The organism is Azospirillum sp. NS33 (assembly GCF_059703765.1).
On record NZ_BAAKJB010000005.1, the window covers coordinates 188,053 to 209,181 of the forward strand.

At 72.9% G+C, this 21,129-nt stretch carries 20 protein-coding genes and 1 pseudogene; 13 read left to right on the plus strand and 8 right to left on the minus strand.

Translation table 11 applies throughout. The features are described 5' to 3' along the window. Positions 1 to 10 precede the first annotated feature (10 nt). From AC6H2I_RS07305 to AC6H2I_RS07320, 4 genes are all read right to left on the minus strand, one after another. Positions 11 to 1,327 (minus strand): TRAP transporter large permease, encoded by a 1,317-nt coding sequence (locus AC6H2I_RS07305; protein WP_497499933.1) that lies wholly within the window; start codon positions 1,325 to 1,327, stop codon positions 11 to 13. A gap of 4 nt (positions 1,328 to 1,331) precedes the next feature. Beyond that, positions 1,332 to 1,886: a TRAP transporter small permease subunit gene (locus AC6H2I_RS07310; RefSeq protein WP_497499934.1), complete on the minus strand. Its 555-nt coding sequence runs from the start codon at positions 1,884 to 1,886 to the stop codon at positions 1,332 to 1,334. An 85-nt stretch (positions 1,887 to 1,971) separates the two neighbouring features. After that, positions 1,972 to 3,003, minus strand: a complete 1,032-nt coding sequence (locus tag AC6H2I_RS07315; protein ID WP_497499935.1) for a TRAP transporter substrate-binding protein — start codon at positions 3,001 to 3,003, stop codon at positions 1,972 to 1,974. Between the two features lie 118 nt (positions 3,004 to 3,121). Beyond that, positions 3,122 to 3,895: a maleate cis-trans isomerase family protein gene (locus AC6H2I_RS07320; protein ID WP_497499936.1), complete on the minus strand. Its 774-nt coding sequence runs from the start codon at positions 3,893 to 3,895 to the stop codon at positions 3,122 to 3,124. A gap of 241 nt (positions 3,896 to 4,136) precedes the next feature. Between AC6H2I_RS07320 and AC6H2I_RS07325 the strand changes: the two genes are divergently transcribed. Both AC6H2I_RS07325 and AC6H2I_RS07330 read left to right on the plus strand, forming a co-directional pair. Further along, positions 4,137 to 4,847: a GntR family transcriptional regulator gene (locus AC6H2I_RS07325; RefSeq protein WP_497499937.1), complete on the plus strand. Its 711-nt coding sequence runs from the start codon at positions 4,137 to 4,139 to the stop codon at positions 4,845 to 4,847. A gap of 75 nt (positions 4,848 to 4,922) precedes the next feature. Next, positions 4,923 to 5,633 (plus strand): GntR family transcriptional regulator, encoded by a 711-nt coding sequence (locus AC6H2I_RS07330; RefSeq protein WP_497499938.1) that lies wholly within the window; start codon positions 4,923 to 4,925, stop codon positions 5,631 to 5,633. 57 nt (positions 5,634 to 5,690) lie between these two features. Here the strand turns inward: AC6H2I_RS07330 and AC6H2I_RS07335 are convergent, their stop codons facing one another. After that, on the minus strand, positions 5,691 to 6,710 hold the full coding sequence (locus AC6H2I_RS07335) for an ABC transporter substrate-binding protein (protein ID WP_497499939.1): 1,020 nt from the start codon (positions 6,708 to 6,710) through the stop codon (positions 5,691 to 5,693). A 123-nt stretch (positions 6,711 to 6,833) separates the two neighbouring features. On the opposite strand from AC6H2I_RS07335, the gene AC6H2I_RS07340 reads away from it, so the two are divergent. The 6 genes from AC6H2I_RS07340 to AC6H2I_RS07365 all read left to right on the plus strand — a co-directional run bounded on the left by AC6H2I_RS07340 (position 6,834) and on the right by AC6H2I_RS07365 (position 12,229). Next, positions 6,834 to 7,529, plus strand: a complete 696-nt coding sequence (locus tag AC6H2I_RS07340; RefSeq protein ID WP_497499940.1) for a TetR family transcriptional regulator — start codon at positions 6,834 to 6,836, stop codon at positions 7,527 to 7,529. A 76-nt stretch (positions 7,530 to 7,605) separates the two neighbouring features. Next, a complete protein-coding gene (locus tag AC6H2I_RS07345) occupies positions 7,606 to 8,442 on the plus strand; it encodes an ABC transporter permease (RefSeq protein ID WP_497499941.1) in 837 nt (278 codons plus the stop codon). Further along, positions 8,439 to 9,482 carry an NAD-dependent epimerase/dehydratase family protein gene (locus AC6H2I_RS07350; RefSeq protein ID WP_497499942.1) on the plus strand — a complete coding sequence of 348 codons (1,044 nt, stop codon included), beginning with the start codon at positions 8,439 to 8,441 and terminating at the stop codon, positions 9,480 to 9,482. Before AC6H2I_RS07345 ends, AC6H2I_RS07350 begins: the two co-directional genes overlap by 4 nt. Beyond that, positions 9,469 to 10,317, plus strand: a complete 849-nt coding sequence (locus AC6H2I_RS07355) for a GNAT family N-acetyltransferase (protein ID WP_497499943.1) — start codon at positions 9,469 to 9,471, stop codon at positions 10,315 to 10,317. The genes AC6H2I_RS07350 and AC6H2I_RS07355 overlap by 14 nt, the downstream gene beginning before the upstream one ends. A 32-nt stretch (positions 10,318 to 10,349) precedes the next feature. Then, positions 10,350 to 11,411, plus strand: a complete 1,062-nt coding sequence (locus AC6H2I_RS07360) for a dihydrodipicolinate synthase family protein (RefSeq protein ID WP_497499944.1) — start codon at positions 10,350 to 10,352, stop codon at positions 11,409 to 11,411. Next, positions 11,408 to 12,229, plus strand: coding sequence for an ABC transporter ATP-binding protein (locus AC6H2I_RS07365; RefSeq protein WP_497499945.1), 822 nt, complete (start codon positions 11,408 to 11,410; stop codon positions 12,227 to 12,229). The genes AC6H2I_RS07360 and AC6H2I_RS07365 overlap by 4 nt, the downstream gene beginning before the upstream one ends. A gap of 20 nt (positions 12,230 to 12,249) precedes the next feature. On the opposite strand, the gene AC6H2I_RS07370 is transcribed toward AC6H2I_RS07365, so the two are convergent. Then, on the minus strand, positions 12,250 to 12,969 hold the full coding sequence (locus AC6H2I_RS07370; protein WP_497499946.1) for a GAF domain-containing protein: 720 nt from the start codon (positions 12,967 to 12,969) through the stop codon (positions 12,250 to 12,252). A 389-nt stretch (positions 12,970 to 13,358) separates the two neighbouring features. Here AC6H2I_RS07370 and AC6H2I_RS07375 point away from each other — a divergent pair, with 389 nt between their 5' ends. Together AC6H2I_RS07375 and rraA are read left to right on the plus strand one after the other, a co-directional pair. Continuing rightward, the gene (locus tag AC6H2I_RS07375) at positions 13,359 to 13,994 is read left to right on the plus strand and encodes a LysE family translocator (RefSeq protein ID WP_497499947.1); all 636 of its coding nucleotides are present in this window, start codon (positions 13,359 to 13,361) and stop codon (positions 13,992 to 13,994) included. Positions 13,995 to 14,075: 81 nt separating this feature from the next. After that, a complete protein-coding gene (gene rraA / locus AC6H2I_RS07380; RefSeq protein ID WP_497499948.1) occupies positions 14,076 to 14,573 on the plus strand; it encodes a ribonuclease E activity regulator RraA in 498 nt (165 codons plus the stop codon). 16 nt (positions 14,574 to 14,589) lie between these two features. Here rraA and AC6H2I_RS07385 read toward each other — a convergent pair whose 3' ends face one another. Further along, positions 14,590 to 16,221, minus strand: coding sequence for an alpha-D-glucose phosphate-specific phosphoglucomutase (locus tag AC6H2I_RS07385; RefSeq protein ID WP_497499949.1), 1,632 nt, complete (start codon positions 16,219 to 16,221; stop codon positions 14,590 to 14,592). A gap of 201 nt (positions 16,222 to 16,422) precedes the next feature. Between AC6H2I_RS07385 and AC6H2I_RS07390 the strand changes: the two genes are divergently transcribed. Beyond that, a complete protein-coding gene (locus tag AC6H2I_RS07390; protein ID WP_497499950.1) occupies positions 16,423 to 18,837 on the plus strand; it encodes a methyl-accepting chemotaxis protein in 2,415 nt (804 codons plus the stop codon). A gap of 90 nt (positions 18,838 to 18,927) precedes the next feature. On the opposite strand, the gene AC6H2I_RS07395 is transcribed toward AC6H2I_RS07390, so the two are convergent. Then, positions 18,928 to 19,368 carry a GNAT family N-acetyltransferase gene (locus AC6H2I_RS07395; RefSeq protein ID WP_497499951.1) on the minus strand — a complete coding sequence of 147 codons (441 nt, stop codon included), beginning with the start codon at positions 19,366 to 19,368 and terminating at the stop codon, positions 18,928 to 18,930. 288 nt (positions 19,369 to 19,656) lie between these two features. On the opposite strand from AC6H2I_RS07395, the gene AC6H2I_RS07400 reads away from it, so the two are divergent. Further along, positions 19,657 to 20,676: a 2-dehydropantoate 2-reductase gene (locus AC6H2I_RS07400; protein ID WP_497499952.1), complete on the plus strand. Its 1,020-nt coding sequence runs from the start codon at positions 19,657 to 19,659 to the stop codon at positions 20,674 to 20,676. 311 nt (positions 20,677 to 20,987) lie between these two features. Further along, a pseudogene (locus AC6H2I_RS07405) lies at positions 20,988 to 21,129 on the plus strand (NAD(P)(+) transhydrogenase (Re/Si-specific) subunit alpha); the annotation flags it as partial.

Sequence of the window (21,129 nt, forward strand, 5' to 3'; positions counted from 1 at the left end):
CGGGGCTCCGTCAGGGGGCGGCCATGCTGGTGGGCAGCCACAGCACGATCTCCGGCACCGCGATCAGCAGCACCACGAACAGGATCATCAGGACGGCGTAGGGAATGGCGCCGACGACCACGTCGCGGAAGTCGCCGCCGTCCTTGCGCACGCCCTGCACCACGTAGAGGTTCATGCCGACCGGCGGGGTGATCATGCCGAGCTCGCACATCAGGACGATGAAGACGCCGAACCAGATCGGGTCGATGCCGACGGCGGTGATGATCGGCATGGCGACCGGGATGGTCAGCACCTGCATGGACAGCACGTCCATGAACATCCCCAGCAGCAGATAGAACACGATCAGCGCCAGCACCAGCCCGGTCGCCGACAGCCCCTGCGCCGCCACCCATTTGGTCATCGCCTCGGCGACGCCGCCCAGCGCGAGGGTGAGGTTCAGGACGAAGGCGGCGGCGATGATCAGCAGGATCATGCCCGTCGTCTTGGCCGTCTGGCGGAAGCACTGGTCGAGGAAGCCCAGCGTCAGCCGGCCGCCGGACCACACCAGGCCGAGCGCCACGACGACGCCGATGGCCGCCGATTCCGTCGGCGTCGCCAGGCCGAGGTAGATCGATCCCATGACGATGGCGAAGATCAGCGCCGGCGGGGCGAGGTGCTTGAGCGCGGCCAGCCGCGTCGCCAGGTCGACCGCCGGCTCGACCGGGTCGGTGGTGCGGCCCAGGCGGCGCGCCAGCAGGCTCTCGCCGGCGATGAAGGCCATGAAGGCCAGCGTCAGCGCGATCCCCGGCACGATGCCGGCGATGAAGAGCTGGCCGATCGAGACGTTGGCGATCGAGCCGTAGACCAGCATGTTGACGCTGGGCGGGATCAGGATGCCCAGGGTGCCCCCCGCCGCCAGCGACCCCAGCGCCCGGCTGGGGGCGTAGCCGCGCTGGCGCAGGGCGGGCAGCGCCACGGTGCCGACCGTCGCCGCCGTCGCGACCGAGGACCCGGAGGTCGCGGCGAACAGCGCGCAGCACCCGATGTTGGTGTGCAGCAGCCCGCCCGGCAGCCGCCCCAGCCAGAGCGCCAGCGCGCCGTACATGCGGTCGGCGATCCCGCTGCGCAGCAGCAGCTCGCCCAGCAGGATGAACAGGGGGATGGCGGTGAGGATGTTCTCGTTCTGCACCCCCCACAGCATGGGCCCCATGGAGGTCAGCAGGGGCGGCCCGTACAGCGCCACCCCGCCGGCGGCGCCGACCAGCACCAGGATGGCGGCGATGGGCAGCCCCAGCAGGAGAAGCCCCATCATCACCGCGAAGCCGGCGGACAGTGCCAGGATGCTCATGGCGTCAGCGCCTTTCCAGGTCGCCGATCTCCTCGTCGAGCTCCTCGAGGGTGCTCTTCGGATGGAAATCGCGGTTGAGCTGGGCGATGCGCCCGGTGGCGAGCAGCCAGCTCGCGCGCAGCGCCAGCAGGGCGGCCAGCAGCGCGAACGCGCACAGCGCGCCGTACCACAGCGCCTGCGGGTAGATCAGCGGCGTCGCCCAGGGCGTCGGCGCGGTGCTGCCGTAGTCCAGCGTGTCCAGTATGACGAGCCGGCCAACCCAGACCAGGAAGAGGCCGAGCAGGGCCATGGACGCCGCCGACAGCCAGTTCACCGCCGCCTGGGCGCGCGGCCCGAACCGCTGGTGGAGGAGGTCGATCCGGATGTGGGCGCGGTCGGCCAGGGCCACCACGAAGGCCAGGCCGGAGCCGACGGCCAGCACGTACCCGCCCAGTTCGTCGGCGCCTTCGAACGAGAAGCTGATGGCCTTGCGCAGGACCGTCTCCACCGCGACGAACGCCGACAGGCCGAGCAGGGCCAGCCCGAACAGCCAGCTGACGGCCGTCATGAGCCATTTCATGGGCGATGTCCTTCCGGCAGCAGGGGTGCGGGAGGGCGCCCCGCCCCGGCACCGCGGGGGCGCGCCGGGGCGGGGGGCATCCGCGTCAGAAGCCGACCAGGGGGCCGACGCTGGCCTTCCAGTCGGCGGAGCAGGTGGGATTCACCTTGTCGCAGACCTCCGCCCAGGCCGGGAACGAGATGTCCTTGACCGCGCTCTTGACGATGGCGAGGTCGGCCTCGGTGACCGGCACCTCGGTCAGGCCGTAGGGCTTGACCGTCTCGCACGGGGTCTTGCCGACGTTGCAGCGCACGGCGTCGTCGAACAGCTCCTCGGAATAGGCCCAGATCTCGTCGACCAGGCCGTCGAAGGCGGCCTCGAGGGTCGCCTGCTGCTCGGGCGAGAACCGCTTCCAGGTGTCGAGGTTGATGCCGTAGCCGTTGAGGGCGAGCTGGACGCCGATGGGCAGGGTGAACTTCGTCACCTCCGTCCAGCCGCCGGAGTTGGCGGAGCTGGGGCCGGTGATCGCGCAGTCCACCACGCCGCGCGCCAGCGACTGCTGGACGTCGGGGAAGCTCAGCGGCACCGGCGTCCCGCCGATCGAGGAGACGAAGTTCGCCAGGTTCTGGTCGTAGACGCGGACCTTCTTGCCCTTGAGGTCGGCGAGCTGCTTGATCTCCGGCTGGCAGAAGAAGACCTGCGGGCCGAACGGCCAGACGCCCAGCAGCTTGGTGTTGAAGCGCTCCTGCAGGCGGGCGTCGACGTGCTTGCGGAAGGCGTCGATGGCCTTGCGCCCCGCCGCGTAGGTCGGGTTCAGCCCGACCAGGTCGAGGCCGAGGATGGTCGGCTCGTCGCGCGACACCGCCGACAGGCGCAGCGAGATGATGTCGAACAGGCCGCTCTTCAGAACGCGGAGCTGTTCGGCGTCCTTGATGCCGGTCATCTCCAGCGGCTTGTAGTCGACGGTGACGTCGAGCCCCGTCCTGGTGGCGAAGTCCTCGAAGAACGGCTGCTCCATGGTCTTCTGGATCAGCCCGGTCGAGACCGGCTGGCCCATCACCTTGAGCGCGACGGTTTCCGCCATCGCCGGGGTGGCGGCGGCCACCGCCAGGGCGGCGGCGAGCAGGATGCGGCGCATCGGAAACTCCTCCTTCAGGGGGCCGGTCGGCGCGGCGGGGCCGCTCCGGCGGGCGATGGGGCCTTGCGGTCCCGGAATACGGGACGGCGTCGTGCCGGCCCGGATGAACGGTCGGCGCCTAGGATGGCGGGATGCGGAACAGGCCGCCCCAGCCGCGCACCGTGTCGGTCGCCTCGCCCACGAGGGCGAGCGTCTTCCACACGGTGACCGCGACGGAGTCGAGGATCGGGATGCCGAGTTCGGCCTCCAGGCGCTCGGCGAGCGGCGCCCCGCGGAAGTTGGTGCACAAGATGGCAATCGCCTGCGGCCGGTCGGCCGCGACCGCGCGGATCAGGCGCTCGATGACGGGTTCGGAGAATTCGGCGAAGCTGAAGTTGCCGGGATCGTCGAGGTGCCGCTCCGCGGTCACCGCCACGCCGGACCGGCGGTAGTTGGCGACGATGCGGTCCTGGACATCGGGCCGGTAGGGGGTGACCAGGCCGAGGCGGGCGACGTCCAGCCGCCGCAGCGCCTCGTTCAGCGCCAGGATGGTCGTGGTCGCGGGAATGCCGGTTTCCCCGGTGATCCGTGCGCACAGCGCGGCGTCGCGCTCGAAGCCGAGCCAGCCCGCCGCGGTGCCGTTCCAGGCGATCACGTCGACCCGGGCGTCGGCGAGCTGCCGCGCCGCGGCAAGCATGGCGTCGGCGTCGAACTGCCGGTGCGACTCCTCCTCCATGGCGATGCGGGTGACCGGGATGCGCGCGAAATGGGCGGTCACCCCGGGCAGCAGCGGCGCCAGCATCGCCGCCGTGTAGGGCTCCAGCACCGTGTTGGAGGACGGCGTGATCATGCCGATGCGCCGCCACCGCAGCTTTGCCTCGGAACCCGCCGCCGCCGTCGTGCCCACGTCCATTCGGTCTTGCCTTTCGCCGCAGCGCCCTGTTTGCTCTCCCCGTCTCTTCTACAAGGATCGTGCCAAACGTAATTCTGCATTACGATATGATACAACCCATTGATTTTGCATGTAATTTTGTCTCGACGATCGGGGTCCGCGCGGGGCGTCCGCGGGGCTCTGCCCAATTCGGCGGCCACATGCCCGGCGTTTGGGCGGAACCGCCCCGCCGCCGCGGGTCCGACCGGGGAGGATGCCGTTGGTGAGCGAGGCGAAGCCCATGGCGCGGCGGCGGGCGCGCGGCGCCGGCCGCGCGTCGATGCACAGCGCGGTGGCGGATCGCCTGCGCGCCATGGTGCTGGACGGGCGCATGCCGCCGGGCACGCGGCTGAACGAGACCGCCCTGTGCGAGCGGCTCGGCGTCTCGCGCACCCCCCTGCGCGAGGCGCTGAAGGTGCTGGCCGCCGAAGGGCTGGTGGTGATCGAGCCCAACCGCGGCGCCTCGGTGAGCACGGTCACGGCGCGCGAGGCTGCGGAGCTGTTCCAGGTGATGGCCGAGATGGAGGGGCTGATCGGCCGCCGCCTGGCGGAACGCGCCACCGACCGCGACATCCGCCAGCTGCGCGCGCTGCACGGGCGCATGGGGGCGCTGCACGCCGCCGACCGCCGCGCCGAATACTACCTCGCCAACGAGGCGTTCCACCGCCGCATGGCCGAGACCGCCGGCAGCACGGTGCTGCTGGGCGTGCACGCCGGGCTCGCGGCCCGGCTTCGCCGCGCCCGCTACCTGGCCAACCTCACGGCGGACCGCTGGGCCGAGGCGGCCCGCGAGCACGGCGAGATCCTGGCGGCGCTGGAGCGGCGCGACGGCGAGGCGCTGTCACGGGCGCTGGCGGCGCACATGCGCGCCACCGCGGTGCGGGTGGTCGCCGGCCTGGCCGACCTGGAGGGCCAAGGTGCCGGCGGCGGGTGAACGCAGCCGACGCTTGCGCCGCGCCGCGGTCGGCACGATAGTCGCCGCCGACCACCGCATTCGGCCGACACCGCGATGACCGACGCCGCCCCCCTGCCGGACGCCGTCCAGCCCATCACCCGCCCCAACCTCCACGACGAAGTGGTCGCGGCCCTGCGCCGGATGATCCTGGACGGCGAGCTGGCGGCCGGGGCCCGCGTGCCGGAACGCGAGCTGGCGCTGGCCTTCAAGGTGTCCCGCACGCCGCTGCGCGAGGCACTGAAGGTGCTCGCCCGCGAGGGGCTGGTGGTGCTGGAACCCAACCGCGGATGCCGGGTCGCCACGCTCACCGCGGTGGAGGCGGAGGAGGTGTTCGAGGTGATGGGGGCGCTCGACCGCCTGTCCGGTCAGCTCGCCTGCGCCAACGCCAGCGACGCCGACCTGGCCGGGCTCGCCGGGCTGCACGCGGAGATGCGCGCCTGCCTCGACCGCGGCGACCGGCAGGGGGGCGCCCGCCTCGACCAGGCGATCCACCGCCGCATCGTCGCGCTGGCCGGCAACACGGTGCTCGAGGGGCTCCACGCCACGGTGTCCGCCCGCATCCGTCGGGCGCTCCACCTCGTCGACGGCACCGCCGACCGTGGCGAGGAGGCGTTCGGCGAGGTGGCCGGGGTGCTCGACGCCCTGCGGCGCAGGAACGGCGAGGCCCTGGTCGCGCTGCTGGAGCGCCGGCTGCTCAAGCAGCGCGGCACCGTCCTGGCCGGCCTGCACGAGGGCGGCCGCCGCGGCAGCCCCTCCCGGCCCTGACCCCGGCGGAACCGCCGCCGGTGGGCGGCCGGAAGACGGGTGGACGAAGACGGGCGCTCAGGGCGCCGTCATCTTGAGCGCGGGGTCGAGGAAATCGTTGGTGTAGACCGCCTCGACCTCGAACGGCTGGTCCATGCCGAAATAGGTCTTCACCATGGCGTAGTCGCTGGCCATGCGCTCCGGCGAGAAGGCGCCGAGCGCCACCGTGGTGGTGGTGGGGTCGCGCATCAGCTCCTGGATGCGGGTCCACTGATCGCGCTGGTTGGCCGCGTCGAGCCCGCTCACCTCGGCCATCAGCGCCTCCAGGCAGGGAGCGACGTCGGCGACGCAGGCGGCGAAGGCCTTCTGGCTCACCCGGGTGAAGGCCTCGACCACGGCGCGGTGCTCCTCGAGGTAGGCGCCGTTGGCGATGATCGCGTTGCCGTACGGGTTGATGCCGATGTCGCGCCAGGCGACGAAGCCCAGGTCGTCGCCGAAGGTCCGCAGCTTCAGGTCGTGCTCGTTGTAGAAGTCGCTGGTGATGTCGATGGCGCCGCTCTTCAAGGAGGGCACCTTGGCCTGGGGGGCCACGTTGACGAAGCCCACGGAATCCTCGGCGATCCCCGCCGCCTGGGCGAAGGCCGGCCACATCACCCGCGACGCGTCGCCCGGCGGGTTGCCGATCTTGTGGCCGGGAAAGTCCTTGGGCCCGGCAATGCCGCCGCTCTTCAGCCAGTAGAAGCCCTGGGGGGAGTTGGCGTAGACCGCCATCACCGCGACCACGTCGGCGCCCTTGCCGCGGGCCAGCAACGCCGTCGCCATGTCGGCGATGCCGAGCTGCGACACCCCCGCCCCCACCCGCTGCGCCGACACGCCCGAGCCCTTGCCGGATTCGATGGTCAGGTCGATGCCGGCGTCGGCGTACCAGCCCTGGGCCTTGGCGTAATAATAGGGGGAGTGGTCAGCCGTCGGCACCCAGTTGAGCACGAGGCCGACGGATTCGGCCGCCGCCGCGGCGCGTGGGGCCGGCAGCGTGGCCGCCAGGATGGCGACGGCGGCGACGGCGGGAAGGACGGTGAAGCGCGCGGAAGTCATCATGGGCCGTTGTCTCCCTTGGGGAAGGCGCGCCGGTGGCGCGGACCGTGGCAAAACATTAGCCTTGACCGAACCGGCGGATCAACTATCAAACAACCAGTTGGTTGATAACGGAACACACGGACCATGAGCGACGACACCGCTGCACCCGCCGCTGCACCCGCCGGAGCGCCGGCCGGAGCGCCGGCCGAGCGGCCGGCCCGCCGCGACCCCGAGGGCACCCGCCGCGCGCTGCTGGCCGCGGCGGTGGGGGAGTTCGCGGACAAGGGCCTGGCCGGGGCGCGGGTCGACGAGATCGCCCGGCGCGCCGGCGTCAACAAGCAGCTCGTCTACCACCATTTCGGCAACAAGGACGACCTGTTCCGCGCCGCGCTGGAAGAGGTCTACGGCCAGATCCGCGCCCGGGAACGGGAACTCCACCTGGCCGACCTGCCGCCACTGGCGGCCATGGAGCGGCTGGTCGGATTCTCCTTCGACTACCTCGCCGAACACCCCGAGTTCATCGCCCTGCTGAACGACGAGAACCGCCATGGCGCGCCCCACCTCGGCGGGTCGGAGGCGGTGCGGGCGATGCATTCGCCGCTGGTCGACATGATCGCCGACACCCTGGCGCGCGGCGTGCGCGACGGCGCGTTCCGCGGCGACGTCGACCCCATCAACCTCTACGTCTCGATCGCCGGCCTGTCCTATTTCTTCTTCTCCAACAACCGCACCCTGTCGGCGATCTTCGCCACCAACCTGGACAGCGCCAAGGCGGTGTCGGGACGGCGGCGCCACGTCATCGCCTTCGTGCTGGCGGCGCTCCGTCCCGACACTCCATAGTCAACCAACTGGTTGGTTGACATCATCGGTCGTCGCACCCTACGCTTTTGGAACCGACCGCAACGGGAGACGGTGCATGACGGGCAGCCCAGACCTGGCCGATGGCGGGGCGACGCCCACGGCGGCAGCATCGGCGGCAGCATCGGCGACGGCGGCCGCGGTGCGCGCCCGCCACGCGCTGGTGGTCGCCGCGGTCCATCTCGGCGTCCTCGTGCTGTGGGAGGCGGCGGCGCGGGGCTTCGCGGTTCCCGCCTACATCCTGCCGGCGCCGACGGCGATCGTCGCCACCCTGGGCAAGGGCAGCTACGACTGGTTCGGCAACGCCGCGGTGACGGCGGCGGAGATCTTCGGCGGCTATGCGCTCTCGGTGGTGCTGGGGGTTCTGCTGGCGCTGGCGTTCTCGTGGTCGCGGACGCTGACCCTGCTGCTGTTCCCGCTGCTGGTGACCCTCAACATGATCCCCAAGGTGGCGCTGGGGCCGCTGGTGATCGTGTGGTTCAGCTACGGCATCGGCACCAACGTGCTGATCACCTTCACGCTGTGCGTCTTTCCCATCCTGCTGACCACGGTGCGCGGCCTGCGCGAGGTGGAGCCCGACCTGCTGGACCTGGTGCGCTCGCTCAAGGGCTCGCGCTGGCAGGCGTTCCGCTACATCCAACTGCCCGGCTCCCTGCCCTACCTGTTCTCCGGCATGAAGGTCGCCGCCATCCTGGCCGTCGCCGGCGCCGTGGTGGGCGAGTTCATCGCCTCGGAGCGCGGCCTGGGCTACCTGATGATCCAGGTCCAGGCCTCCCTCGACACGCCGGCCATGTTCATGGCCGTCGTCCTGCTCACGCTGCTCGGCATCGCCCTCTACCTCGCCGTGCTGGTGCTGGAGCACCTCCTGGTTCCCAAGGACGCGAGAATGACATGACCGCCTGGCTCGACGACTCCCCGCTTCCCGACCGCTTCGACGCGCCGGAGGCGGTCGACGGTTTCCTGGCCCGGCCGAGCCGGGCGCTGGCCGCCGATCTCGCCACGGTGGACGGCGACATCCTGGTGCTGGGGGCGGGCGGCAAGATGGGCCCCACCCTGGCCCGCCTGGCCCGCAACGCCGCGCCCGACCGCCGCGTGCTGGCGGTCGCCCGCTTCAGCGAGCCGGGCCTGCGCGAGGCGCTGGAACGCCATGGCGTGGAGACCATCGCCTGCGACCTGTTCGACCGCGACGCCGTCGCCGCCCTGCCGCGGGCGCGCAACGTCGTCTTCATGGCCGGCCGCAAGTTCGGCGCCGAGGGCAACCAGGGACTGACCTGGGCGATGAACGTGCACGTCCCCGGCATCGTCGCCGAGGTGTTCCGGGAGTCGCGGATCGTCGCCTTCTCGACCGGCTGCGTCTACCCCTTCGTGCCCACCGGCGGCCAGGGCTCGACCGAAGACAGCCCGCTGACCCCGCCCGGCGAGTACGCCAACTCCTGCATCGGTCGCGAGCGGGTGTTCGAGCACTTCTCCCACCTCCACGGCACGCCGGGGCGGCTGTTCCGCCTGAACTACGCCATCGACCTGCGCTACGGCGTGCTGTTCGACATCGCCCGCAAGGTGCGCGACGGCCAGCCGGTGGACGTCACCATGGGCCACGTCAACGTGATCTGGCAGGGCGACGCCAACGCCCAGGCCCTGCGCTGCCTGCGCCATGCGACCACGCCGACCACGCCGATCAACGTCTCCGGTCCGGAGACGGTGTCGGTGCGCTGGCTGGCCAAGGCGTTCGGCGAGCGGCTGGGCAGGGCGCCGGAGGTGGTCGGCAGCGAGGCGCCGACGGCCTGGCTGACCAACACGGCCAAGGCGGCGGCGCTGTTCGGCTACCCCGCGGTGCCGCTGGGCCGCATGGTCGACTGGGTGGCCGACTGGGTGGCCCGCGACCGGCCCAGCTACGGCAAGCCGACCCGCTTCGAGGTCCGCGATGGCACCTACTGAGCCGCTCGCCCCGGTGGCGCTCGGGCCGCATCACGGTGGCGGCTGCCTCGCCCTCTCGGCCGAGGCCGGCTGGAACCAGAGCGCGGCGGACTGGGACGTGTTCCTGGGCCACGGCACCGTCTACGGCGTCTGCGAAGGGGACCGCCCGGTCGCCACCGGCGCCGTGCTGCCCTACGACGACGGCGGCTTCGCCTGGATCGGCATGGTGCTGGTCACCGCGGCGCGGCGCCGCGCCCGCCTCGGCACCCGCGTGCTGGAGACCTGCGTCGCCGCCCTGGCGGAGCGGCGCCTCGTGCCGGTGCTCGACGCCACCCCGGCGGGGCAGGCGGTCTACCGGCCGCTGGGGTTCGCCCCGCTGTTCGGCCTTGCCCGCTGGCACGGCACGGGCGGCGGCGGCGGCTCCGCCCCGCCGCCCGGGGTGCGTGCCCTGACGGCGGCGGACCTGCCCGGGGCGGTGGCGGCCGACGCCGCCGCGTTCGGCGCCACGCGCGGCCTCCTGCTGGCGGACCTCCGCGCCCGCGCCCCGGCCGGCGCCTTCGTCCTGGCCGACGGCTCCGGCGCCGTGCTGTCCCGGCCCGGCCGGGTGGCGACGCAGATCGGCCCGCTGGTGGCCGAGCGGCCAGAGGCGGCGGTGGCGTTGCTGGACGCGGCGCTCGACGCCGCCACCGGCCCGGTGCTGCTCGATCTCGCCGACGGCCGGCCGGCCCTGGAGCGCCGGCTGGCGGCGCGCGGCTTCACCGTCGAGCGGCCATTCCTGCGCATGGCGCGCGGCCGCACCCGGCCCTTCGGCGACCCGCGGCGCCTGGTGGTCGCCGCCGGGCCCGAGTTCGGTTGACCTCACCCCCCTTTCCCCTAGGACCCCCGCCCATGGCCCTGCACCGCACCGACCTGCCGCCCGAGGTTCTCGGCATCCTGCGCCGGGGGGCGGTGATCCCGGCCCACCCGCTGGCCCTCGACAGCGACCGCCGCTTCGACCGGCGCCGGCAGCGGGCGCTCACCCGCTACTACGTGGACGCCGGGTCCGGCGGCCTGGCGGTGGGCGTGCACACCACCCAGTTCGCCATCCGCGACGTCGGCCTCTACGCGCCGGTGCTGGCCGCCGCGGCGGAGGACGCGCGGGCCTGGACCGACCGGCCCCTGGTGATGATCGCCGGCCTGTGCGGCGGCACGGAGCAGGCGGTGGCGGAGGCGCGGACCGCCGCCGGCCTCGGCTACCACGCCGGGCTGCTCAGCCTGGCCGCCCTCAAGGGCGCCGGCCCCGACGCGCTGATCGCGCATTGCCAGCGCGTCGCCGGGGAGATCCCGCTGGTCGGCTTCTACCTCCAGCCGGCGGTCGGCGGGCTGGTGCTGGACGCGGCGTTCTGGGCCCGCTTCGCCGCCATCGACAACGTCGTCGCCATCAAGGTCGCGCCCTTCCACCGCTACCGCACCCTGGACGTGGTGCGCGGCGTGGTCGCCGCCGGGGCCGAGGAGCGGGTGACCCTCTACACCGGCAACGACGACCACATCGTGCCGGACCTGGTGACCCCCTTCACCGTGCGGCGCGACGGGGCCGACGTGACCGTGCGCTTCAAGGGCGGCCTGCTCGGCCACTGGTCGGTGTGGACGCAGGGCGCGGTGCGCCTGCTGGAGCGCCTGCACGCGGCGGTCGCCGCCGGGCCGGTGCCGGCGGAGGTGCTGGCGCTGGACAGCCGGGTCACCGACTGCAACGCCGCGTTCTTCGACGTCGCCCACGACTTCCACGGCTGCATCGCCGGCTGCCACGAGGTGCTGCGCCGCCAGGGCCTGCTGGAGGGCACCTGGTGCCTCGACCCGGCCGAGGGGCTGAGTCCCGGCCAGGCCGCCGCCATCGACCGGGTGTGCCGGGAGCACGCCGACCTCGCCGACGACGCCTTCGTCGCCGCCAACCGGGAGCGCTGGCTGTCATGACCGCCACGCACCCCGCCGGCCCCGCCGCCGCCGCGCCGCCGGAACCGCCCCGGGAACCGCTGATCCGCCTGCGCAACGTGCGCAAGACCTACCGCAACGGCGCCAGCACCTTCGTCGCCATCTCCGACGTCACCATGGACGTGGCCGAGGGCGACCTCGTCTCCCTGGTCGGACCCAGCGGCTGCGGCAAGAGCACGCTCCTGAAGGTCCTGGCCGGGCTGCACGACGCCGACGAGGGCGACGGCGAGGTGCGCATCGGCAGCGCCGCCAGCGCCTTCACCCCCGGCCGCGACGTCGGCATGGTGTTCCAGCAGGCGCTGCTGCTGAAGTGGCGCACGATCCTGGAGAACGTGACGCTGCCGGCGGAGATCCTCGGCCTGCCGCGGCGCGCGACGGTGGAGCGCGCCCGCGACCTGCTGGCCATGGTCGGCCTCGACGGGGTCGAGGACAAGCGCCCGTACGAGCTGTCGGGGGGCATGCAGCAGCGCGCCGCCATCGCCCGCGCCCTGGTGCACGACCCCAAGCTGATCCTGATGGACGAGCCGTTCGGCGCGCTCGACGCCCTGACCCGGGAGAAGATGAACCTGGAGATGCTGCGCATCTGGCAGCGCAGCGGCAAGACCATTGTCTTCGTCACCCACTCCATCCAGGAGGCGGTGTTCCTCGGCTCCCACTGCGCCGTGCTGACGGCCGGGCCGGCGCGGATGGCCGACCACTTCGCCATCACCCTGCCCTTCCCGCGCCACCTCGACGTCAAGACCACCGAGCCCTTCGGCGCCTACGCCAAGCGCATCTACCGCCTGCTGGGCATGGAGTAGACGGGGCGGCGGCGCGCCGGTCAGCGCCGCCGCGCCGCCAGCTCCTCCATCGCCAGCGCCGCCAACTGGCGCAGGGTGAACTGGTCGGAGATCGGGAAGCAGCGCGGCTCGCGGTCGACGAGGCAGAAGGTGCCCAGGGCGAAGCCGTCGGACGTGACGATGGGGGCGCCGGCGTAGAAGCGGATCTGCGGCTCGCCGACCACCAGCGGATTGAAGCGGAAGCGCGGGTCCCGGGTGGTGTCCTCGACCACCGTGGGCCGGCGGGACAGGATGGTCACGTTGCAGAACGCCACGTCGCGCGGCGTTTCCCGGAGCGCCAGGTTGTGGGCCGATTTGAACCACTGGCGGTCGGCGTCGATCAGCGAGATCAGCGCCGTCGGCACCTCGAAATGCTCCGCCGCCCAGCGGGTCAGCCGATCGAAGGCCGCTTCCGGAACCGTGTCCAGGACGCGCAGCTCGTGCAGCGCGGCCAGCCGCGCCGGCTCGTCGTCGACCGGGTCGGTGCCGCACGCGTCAAGGGGGCCCGGGTCCGGAAGGTCGGAGTCGGCGAGGTCGGGGAAGGCCGGCGGCTCGTGAAAGGCCGTCAATGGCGGGTCCTCGTCCCCCGCCCCGCCCCAGCCACCGCCACCCCAGCCGCCACCGCCCCAACCGCCGCGGCCCGGCGTCCACCCGCCCCCCTGGCTCCGGTGCGCCGCCTCGTCCATCCCATCCGACACGTCCACCTTCCCGTCCCTCGTCATCCGGCCCACATCCCCGCCCTGCGTCACGGCGTCACGGCACAACGCCGCCCCACCCCAAACAACCAACCACCGCATCGCCATCGCCCCAAGACGTCCATCCGTACGCATGCGATCACCGGCCACGTCATCCAGCATTCCACCATACTACGGTGGAACCGCCGTGGATTGCTGCAAGGCGGGGCTTTGTGCGAAAAGCACGAAGTCTTCACAATGGCGTGGGTTTTCTTTCCAACGCGCGACGGAAGCGGAACGGATCGGTGCATTGTCCGGCATGTTCCGGACCGGACCGCGACACCTGCGCGGCGGACGCGTGGCTGTGTTGCGCGGGGTGCGGTGGTGCATCGTCCGGCCGTGTGTCACCTCAGGCTTTTGGTGAGGGGAGGCATCCGGTGAGCTGGCAGAGTCTGTCGGTGTTCGTGGCGACCGCGTTCGTGCTGTCGATGACGCCGGGGCCGAACATGCTGCTGGCCATGGGGCTGGGCGTGCGCTTCGGGGTGCGCCGCGCCGCCTGGGCCGGGGTCGGCATGTGCCTGGCCCTGGCGGTGATGGCCGCCCTCTCGGCGCTCGGGCTGGGCGCCCTGCTGGCGGCCTCCGAGCCGGCCTTCCAGGCGGTGAAGTGGGCCGGCGTGGCCTATCTGGCGTGGCTCGGCGTGCAGAGCTGGCGCGCCCCGGTGGCGGCGGCGCCGGGCGATGGCGCCGCGGCGGCGCCGGGAGCCGACGCCACCGCCCTGCGCTTGACCGTGCGCGGCGCCCTGGTGGCGGCCAGCAACCCCAAGGCGCTGGTGTTCATGGCGGCGCTGTTTCCCCAGTTCATCGACCCCGCGGCGGCGCTGGCGCCGCAGCTCGCCACGCTGGTCGCCGCCATGCTGGTGATCGAGTTCGCCTGGATCCTCGCCTACGCCGCGGGCGGCACGACGCTGGCGGCGCGGCTCTCCGGGCCGCGCGCGGCGCGCCGCCTGAACCGCCTGACCGGCGGCCTGCTGATCGGCGCCGGCGCCCTGCTGGCGCTGGTCCGCCGCGCGTGAGGCATCGCGCCCCCTGCCCGGGCGGCGCGAAATCGGGTTAAGTGGGCTCCCGAGGCCCACCAACCGGGAGCATTGCGCGCCATGAGCCACAGCACCTGCGACCTCTACGACCGCTTCGGCGAGACCGCCCGGGTGTGCGATCCGGTGTTCCGCGACTTCGGCGGGCGCACCGCCTTCGCCGGCGAGGCGGTCACCGTCAAATGCTTCGAGGACAACTCGCGCGTCAAGGAGCTGCTGGCCACACCGGGCCACGGCCGGGTGCTGGTGGTGGACGGCGGCGCCAGCCGCCGCTACGCCCTGGTCGGCGACCTCATCGCCAAGAGTGCGGTGGCCCAGGGCTGGGAGGGCGTCATCGTCGACGGCTGCGTGCGCGACACCGCGGAGCTGGCCGGCCTCGACCTCGGGATCAAGGCGCTGGCCGCCGTCCCGCGCAAGACGGAACGGTGCGGCGAGGGCCGGACCGGACTGCCCATAACGGTCGCCGGCATCCGCATCACCCCCGGCGACCGCGTGTTCGCCGACGCCGACGGGGTTCTGGTGCTCGACGCCGCGGCCTGGGACGCGCCGCCGGCCGACTGACGGGCGGCGCGGCCCGTCAGGTCCGCACGTCGGGCGCGCTGCGGCCGGTGTGGCGGCGGATTCCGGCGACCTCGACGGCGATCGCGGCGAGGTCGGCCAGCGCCGCCTCCGTCGCCAGCCCGTGGCGCGCCGGGTCGGGCTCGTAGCGCTCGAGGTAGACGCGCAGGGTGGCGCCGGCGGTGCCCGTGCCCGACAGGCGGAAGACGATCCGCGAGCCGTCGGTGAAGCCGATGCGCAGCCCCTGGCGCTCGGTGCGGCTGCCGTCCACCGGGTCGGTGTAGGCGAACTCGTCGGCGAGCGCGATGCGATGCCCCTGCAGGTCCTGGCCGGGAAGGCCCGGCAGGCGATCGCGCAGGGCCCCCATCAGGGCGTCGGCCGCGCCATGCTCGATCGCCTCGTAGTCGTGGCGGCCATAATAGGTGCGCCCGTAGGCCTGCCAGTGCTCGGCCATCAGCTCCGCCACCGACAGGCGCCGCACCGCCAGCACGTTGAGCCACATCAGCACCGCCCACAGCCCGTCCTTCTCGCGCACGTGGTCGGCGCCGGTGCCGAAGCTCTCCTCACCGCACAGGCGGATGCGGCCGGCGTCCAGCAGATTGCCGAAGAACTTCCAGCCGGTCGGTGTCTCGAAGCACTCCAGCCCCAGCGCGGCCGCCACCCGGTCGACGGCGCGGCTGGTCGGCATGGAACGCGCCACCCCCTTCAGCCCGCCGGCGAAGGCCGGGACGTGGGTGGCGTTGGCCGCCAGCACCGCCAGGCTGTCGCTGGGCGACACGAAGACGCCGCGCCCGAGGATCATGTTGCGGTCGCCGTCGCCGTCCGAGGCGGCGCCGAAATCGGGCGCGTCAGCGCCCTCCATCCGGGCCACCAGGTCATGGGCGTGGGCCAGGTTGGGGTCGGGGTGGTGGCCGCCGAAATCCTCCAGCGGCACGCCGTTGATCACCGTGCCCGGCGCCGCACCCAGCCGGCGCTCCAGGATCTCGGTGGCGTAGGGGCCGGTGACCGCGTGCATGGCGTCGAACACCATGCGGAAGCCGGACGCGAACAGGGCGCGGATGGCGGCCATGTCGAACAGGCCCTCCATCAGCGCGGCGTAGTCGGCGACGGGGTCCACCACCTCCACCGTCATGCCGCCCAGGGTGGTGGTGCCGATCGACTCCAGGTCGAGGTCCGCGGCGTCGAGCGCGCGGTATTCCGTGATCTCCTTGGAGCGGCGGAAGAACGCCTCGGTCAGCGCCTCCGGCGCCGGGCCGCCGTTGCCGGCGTTGTACTTGATGCCGAAATCGCCGTCGGGGCCGCCGGGGTTGTGGCTGGCCGACAGGATCAGGCCGCCCAGGGTGCCGCGCTGGCGGATCAGGCACGAGGCCGCCGGCGTCGAGAGGATGCCGCCGCGGCCCACCACCACATGGGCGACCCCGTTGGCCGCGGCCATCTTCAAGATGGTCTGGATGGCGCTGCGGTTGTGATACCGGCCGTCGCCGCCCACCACCAGACTGGCCCCGGCCAGCCCGTCCAGGCAGTCGAAGATCGCCTGGACGAAATTCTCCAGGTAGCCGGGCGTCGCGAAGACGCGGACGGCCTTGCGAAGCCCCGAGGTTCCCGGCCGCTGGTCGGTGAACGGGGTCGTCGGATGGGTCACGGCGGTCACAGGAAACCTCCCTCGTGGGCGCGTCGGCGGCCGGCCGGGCACACCGCTGACGTCCTGTATGCCCCGCCGCACCGCCGCGATCAACAGGCGGCGATATTGTTCGTCCAAGAAACAGTTTTCACTCTATGGAAAGGAAATGGGCAAATATTGATTAAACCTGCGACATCCCGCCACGGTGGTGCGCTTGGAAGGGACCGTGCCATGAAGATCGCCACCCGGATCGCCATCGGCTTCTCCACCGTTCTCGCGCTGACCCTGGTGGTGGCGCTGGCCGGCTGGACGGGCTTGCGGACCTTCGTCGGGTCCGCCGACGTCTCCTCCCACCTCGCCGGGATCGACGGCGGCCTCGCCCGGGTCGCCGAGCGGGTCGCCGTCTACGGCCGCAGTGGCAACGCCGCCCACGCCGCCGAGGTGCGCGACGGCCTCGACCGCCTGCGCGGGCAGGCCGAGGCGGTGCGGGCGACCACCACCGAGGGCGCGACCATCGGCACGGCGGTGGAACGCTACGCCGCGACCTTCGAGCGTCTGGTCGCCGAACGCGAGGACGAGCAGCAGCGGCTGGAGACGCTGACCGCCCGCTCGCTCCAGCTGCGCATGGGCGCCGAGGGCATCCTGCGCCGGCAGACCGCGCGCTACGAGGCGGCGCGATCCGGCCTGGCCGAGGCCAAGGCGGCCCTCGACGAGGCGCAGAGCACGGCGTCCATGACCGAGTACCTGGTGGGCCGCGTGGGCGAGCTGAGCCTGCGCCTGAAGACGCTGCTGCGCCGCCCCCTGAAGGACGCCGCGGCGGATGGACTGGTCGCCGTCGACGGCGTGGTCGCGGAGGCGACGGCGCTCCGGGCCCGCGTCGCCGGCACCGCCGAGGAGGGCGCGGTTGGCGAGATCGTCGACGGCGCCGCCGCCTACCGCGCGGCGCTGGCGGCCCTCGCCGATGCGATCGCGGCCGGTGCGGAGTCGGCCGCCACCCTGCCGCCCGCGCTGGCCACCGCCGCCCAGGACGCCGCCGCCGCCCTGGAGGGGGCCGCGGCCGTGCTGGGCGAAAGCCAGATGGCCGCCTTCGCCTCGCTGCGCGAGGCCACCGGCTACGCCCAGGCGGCCGCCCAGGACGAACTGAACGCCGCCGCCCAACTGCGCACGCTGGCGCTGCGCATCGCCGAGGTCGTGCAGGCGGCGGCGGTGGCCCAGCGCGATTTCCAGCTGACCCAGAACCCCGATGCCGGGGCCGCGGTCGCCCAGGCCATGGGCCGCGTCCGCGCCCTGGTGGCGGAGACGGCGGATCTGGTGGACGGCGACGAGGCGGCGGCCGAGACGGCGGCGATGGACGCCGCGGCGGTGGCCCTGGACGAGGAGTTCGCCGCCCTGGCCGCCGCCACCGAGCGCCAGACGGCGGCCGCGGCGGCCATGGACGCGGACACCGACGCCATCACCGACACGGTCGCCCGGCTGGTCGCCGAGCAGGATGCGGCGCGCGAGGCCAGCCGCCGCAACGCCGAAACCCTGATCGTCGCCGGCTCGGGCCTCGCCCTGCTGCTGGGCGCCGCGCTCGCCTGGGCGATCGGCCGCAGCGTGGTGCGGCCGCTGCGCGCCATGGCCGGCGCCACCGAGCGGCTGGCCGCCGGCGACCTGGAGGTGGCGGTGCCCGGCGGCGACCGCAAGGACGAGATCCGCAGCCTCGCCGCGGCGGTGGAGGTGTTCAAGCGGAACGCCGTGGAGCGCCGCCGCCTGGAGGCGGAGCGCGACACCCTGCAGCGCCGCAGCGAGGCCGAGCGTCGCCGGGCCATGCAGGATTTCGCCAACGCCTTCGAGCAGTCGGTCGGCACGGTGGTGGAGCGGCTGCGCGAGGCCGCCGACGCCATGGCCCGCGACGCCGAGACCATGTCCGCCGACGCGGTCGCCACCCGCACCAGCTCGGCCACCGTCGCCGCGGCCTCGGAGCAGACCAGCGCCAACGTCGACACGGTGGCGGCGGCGGCGGAAAAGCTGTCGACCTCGGTCGACGCCATCGCCGACCGGCTGGCGGACTCCGCCCGCGCCGCCGCCGGTGCGGCCACCCGGGCCGGCGACACCAACCGCATCGTCGAGGGGCTGGCGACCGCCGCCGGCCGCATCGGCCGGGTGGTCGAGATGATCGGCGAGATCGCCGGCCAGACCAACCTGCTGGCGCTCAACGCGACCATCGAGGCGGCGCGCGCCGGCGAGGCCGGCAAGGGCTTCGCCGTGGTGGCCGGCGAGGTCAAGAACCTGGCCGGCCAGACCAGCCGGGCGACCGCCGAGATCACCCAGCAGATCGCCGAGATGCAGACCGCCACCGACGACGCCGTGGCGGCGATCCGCTCCATCGTCGGCTCGGCCGAGGCGATCAGCGCCTCGGTCGGCGAGGTCACCGGGGCCATGCACGAGCAGGGCGACGCCACCCGGGACATCGCCCGCAACGTCCAGGAGGCGGCCGTCGGCACCCATGTGGTGATGGAGCGCATCGCCGAGGTGACGGAGTCGGCGGTCAAGACCGGCACGGTCGCCCAGGCCGTCCTCGACGCCTCCCGCGGCCTGGCCGGCCAGGCCGAGGCGCTGCGCGGCGAGGTGCGCGGCTTCCTGGAGCGCGTGCGCGCGGCGTGACCGGCGCGGCGGCCCGCGTCAAGCCCGGCCCGTGGCCGACGGCGCAGCGGGCCGCTGCGGGGGGGCGGCGTGCCGCCCCCCCGCGCGCCCTCACTTCAGCATCAGGACGAGCTGGAAGGCCTTAATGACCATCCGCTTGCGATGGTAGAAGCGGTGGGCCTCGGTGCGCTGGGTGCCGGAGACCACCTCCATCTGGGCGCAGCCGCGCTCCTTGGCCTGGCCGGCCAGCCAGTCGAACAGGGCGTCGCCCAGGCCGAGCGAACGGTGCGCCGAGCTGGTGACCAGGTCCTCCACATACATGTAGGTGCCGCGCGACAGGGTCTCGTGCACCCGGAAGCCGGCGCAGCCGGCGATCTCGCCGTCGACGCGCAGCAACGCCAGGGTGTAGCCGTCGTCCATCTGGCGGCGCACCTGGGCGCGGAAGGCCGCGGCGTCGGTGATGTGGCTGCGCAGCTGCTGGACGATGGGGAAGCTGGCGTCGATGTCGGCGTCGCTGCCCGCGGGTTCGATGGTGATCTTGGCCTCGCTCATGGTCGCTCTCCTCTGCCCTGATTTTCAAAACTTTACCAACGCCGCCCCCCGCACTGAGCAGCAGAGACCCACATGCTGTGCGGTTTTCGGCCTGAGAGGCAAGGACGAGGCCGTAAAGTTTTCACGCCTTGACAAAAATGCGGCCCGCGGGGCCCGGGGACGCCACTTGGCTGTTGACACCCGGTATATGGTATACCAGAATGCGCCTGTATTGTGGCACCAACAATCGGCCAGGCAACCCATTGCCCAGGCCGGGCGTGCCAACGGTAGGGAGAGGGCCACGCAATCATGAAAATCTGCATCTACGGATCGGGGGCGATCGGAGGGTATCTCGGCGTTCGACTTCATCAGGCCGGGGCCGATGTCAGCCTCATCGCGCGCGGCGCCCACCTCGAGGCGATGCGCACCAACGGCGTGACGCTTCTGGTCGGCGACGAGGAGCAGGTCGTCCACCCCCGCTGCACCGACGACCCGGCCGAGCTGGGGCCGCAGGATTACGTCATCGTCGGCCTCAAGGCGCATTCCGTGCCGGGGGTGGTCGACTCCATGCAGCCGCTGCTGGGCAAGGACACCGCCGTCGTCACCGCCGTCAACGGCATCCCCTACTGGTACTTCCACAAGCACGGCGGGGCGTTCGAGGGCCGCACCCTGGAGACCATCGATCCCGGTGCGAAGCAGTGGAAGGGCCTGGGTCCGGAGCGCGCCATCGGCTGCATCGTGTACCCCGCCACCGAGGTCGTGGCGCCGGGCGTGATCAAGCACGTCTACGGCGACAAGTTCCCGCTTGGCGAGCCCGATGGCTCCATCTCCGCGCGCGCCACGGCGCTGAGCGAGATGATGCAGGCCGGCGGCCTGCGCGCCCCGGTGCTGGAGCGGGTGCGCGACGAGATCTGGCTGAAGCTGTGGGGCAACCTGTGCTTCAACCCGATCAGCGCGCTGACCCACGCCACCCTGGAGGACATCTGCGGCAACACCGAGACGCGCGCCGTGGCCAAGGCGATGATGCTGGAGGCCAAGGAGATCGGCGACCGCCTGGGCGTCCACTTCCGGGTCGACGTCGAACGCCGCATCAACGGCGCCGGCGCCGTCGGCGCCCACAAGACCTCGATGCTCCAGGATCTGGAGCGCGGCCGGCCGATGGAGATCGACGCCCTGGTGTCGGTGGTCCAGGAGATGGGCCGTCTGGTCGGCGTCGCCACCCCCACCCTCGACGTCGTCCTGGCGCTGGTCCGCCAGCGCGGCGAGATGGCCGGCTGCTACACCCAGCCGGAGACGCCCGCCGCCACGCAGATGGTCGCCGCCCAGTAAGCCCCCTCCCCGTCCGGATCGGCCCTCCCGCGCGCCGCGGCGCGGCGGGCGGGCCGATGCCCTCCCCCACGCACCGGCCGCCACCGTGCCGGGCGGGCACGGGCCCGCGTGCCCGCACCGCCCGCGCGGCTTCCCGGCGCCTGCCGGGGACGGCCGCCCGCCCCCACACCCCGTGTTCCACCGCGCGCACGACGATGGCCCTGGCGCCCGCCCCCGGTCAGCCGCCCGCCCCGATCGACGGCGGCACGGTTTCCGCGCCCCCGCCGGCCGGCCGGCCGCCGCACGCGCCAGCATAAGGTTCGAGAGTCATCATGAAGATCGCCATACCCAAGGAGCGCCGCGCCACCGAGACGCGCGTCGCCGCTTCGCCGGAGACGGTGAAGAAGCTCAAGGGCCTCGGCCTGGAGGTCACCGTCGAGGCCGGGGCGGGCATCAGCGCCGCGGTCACGGACG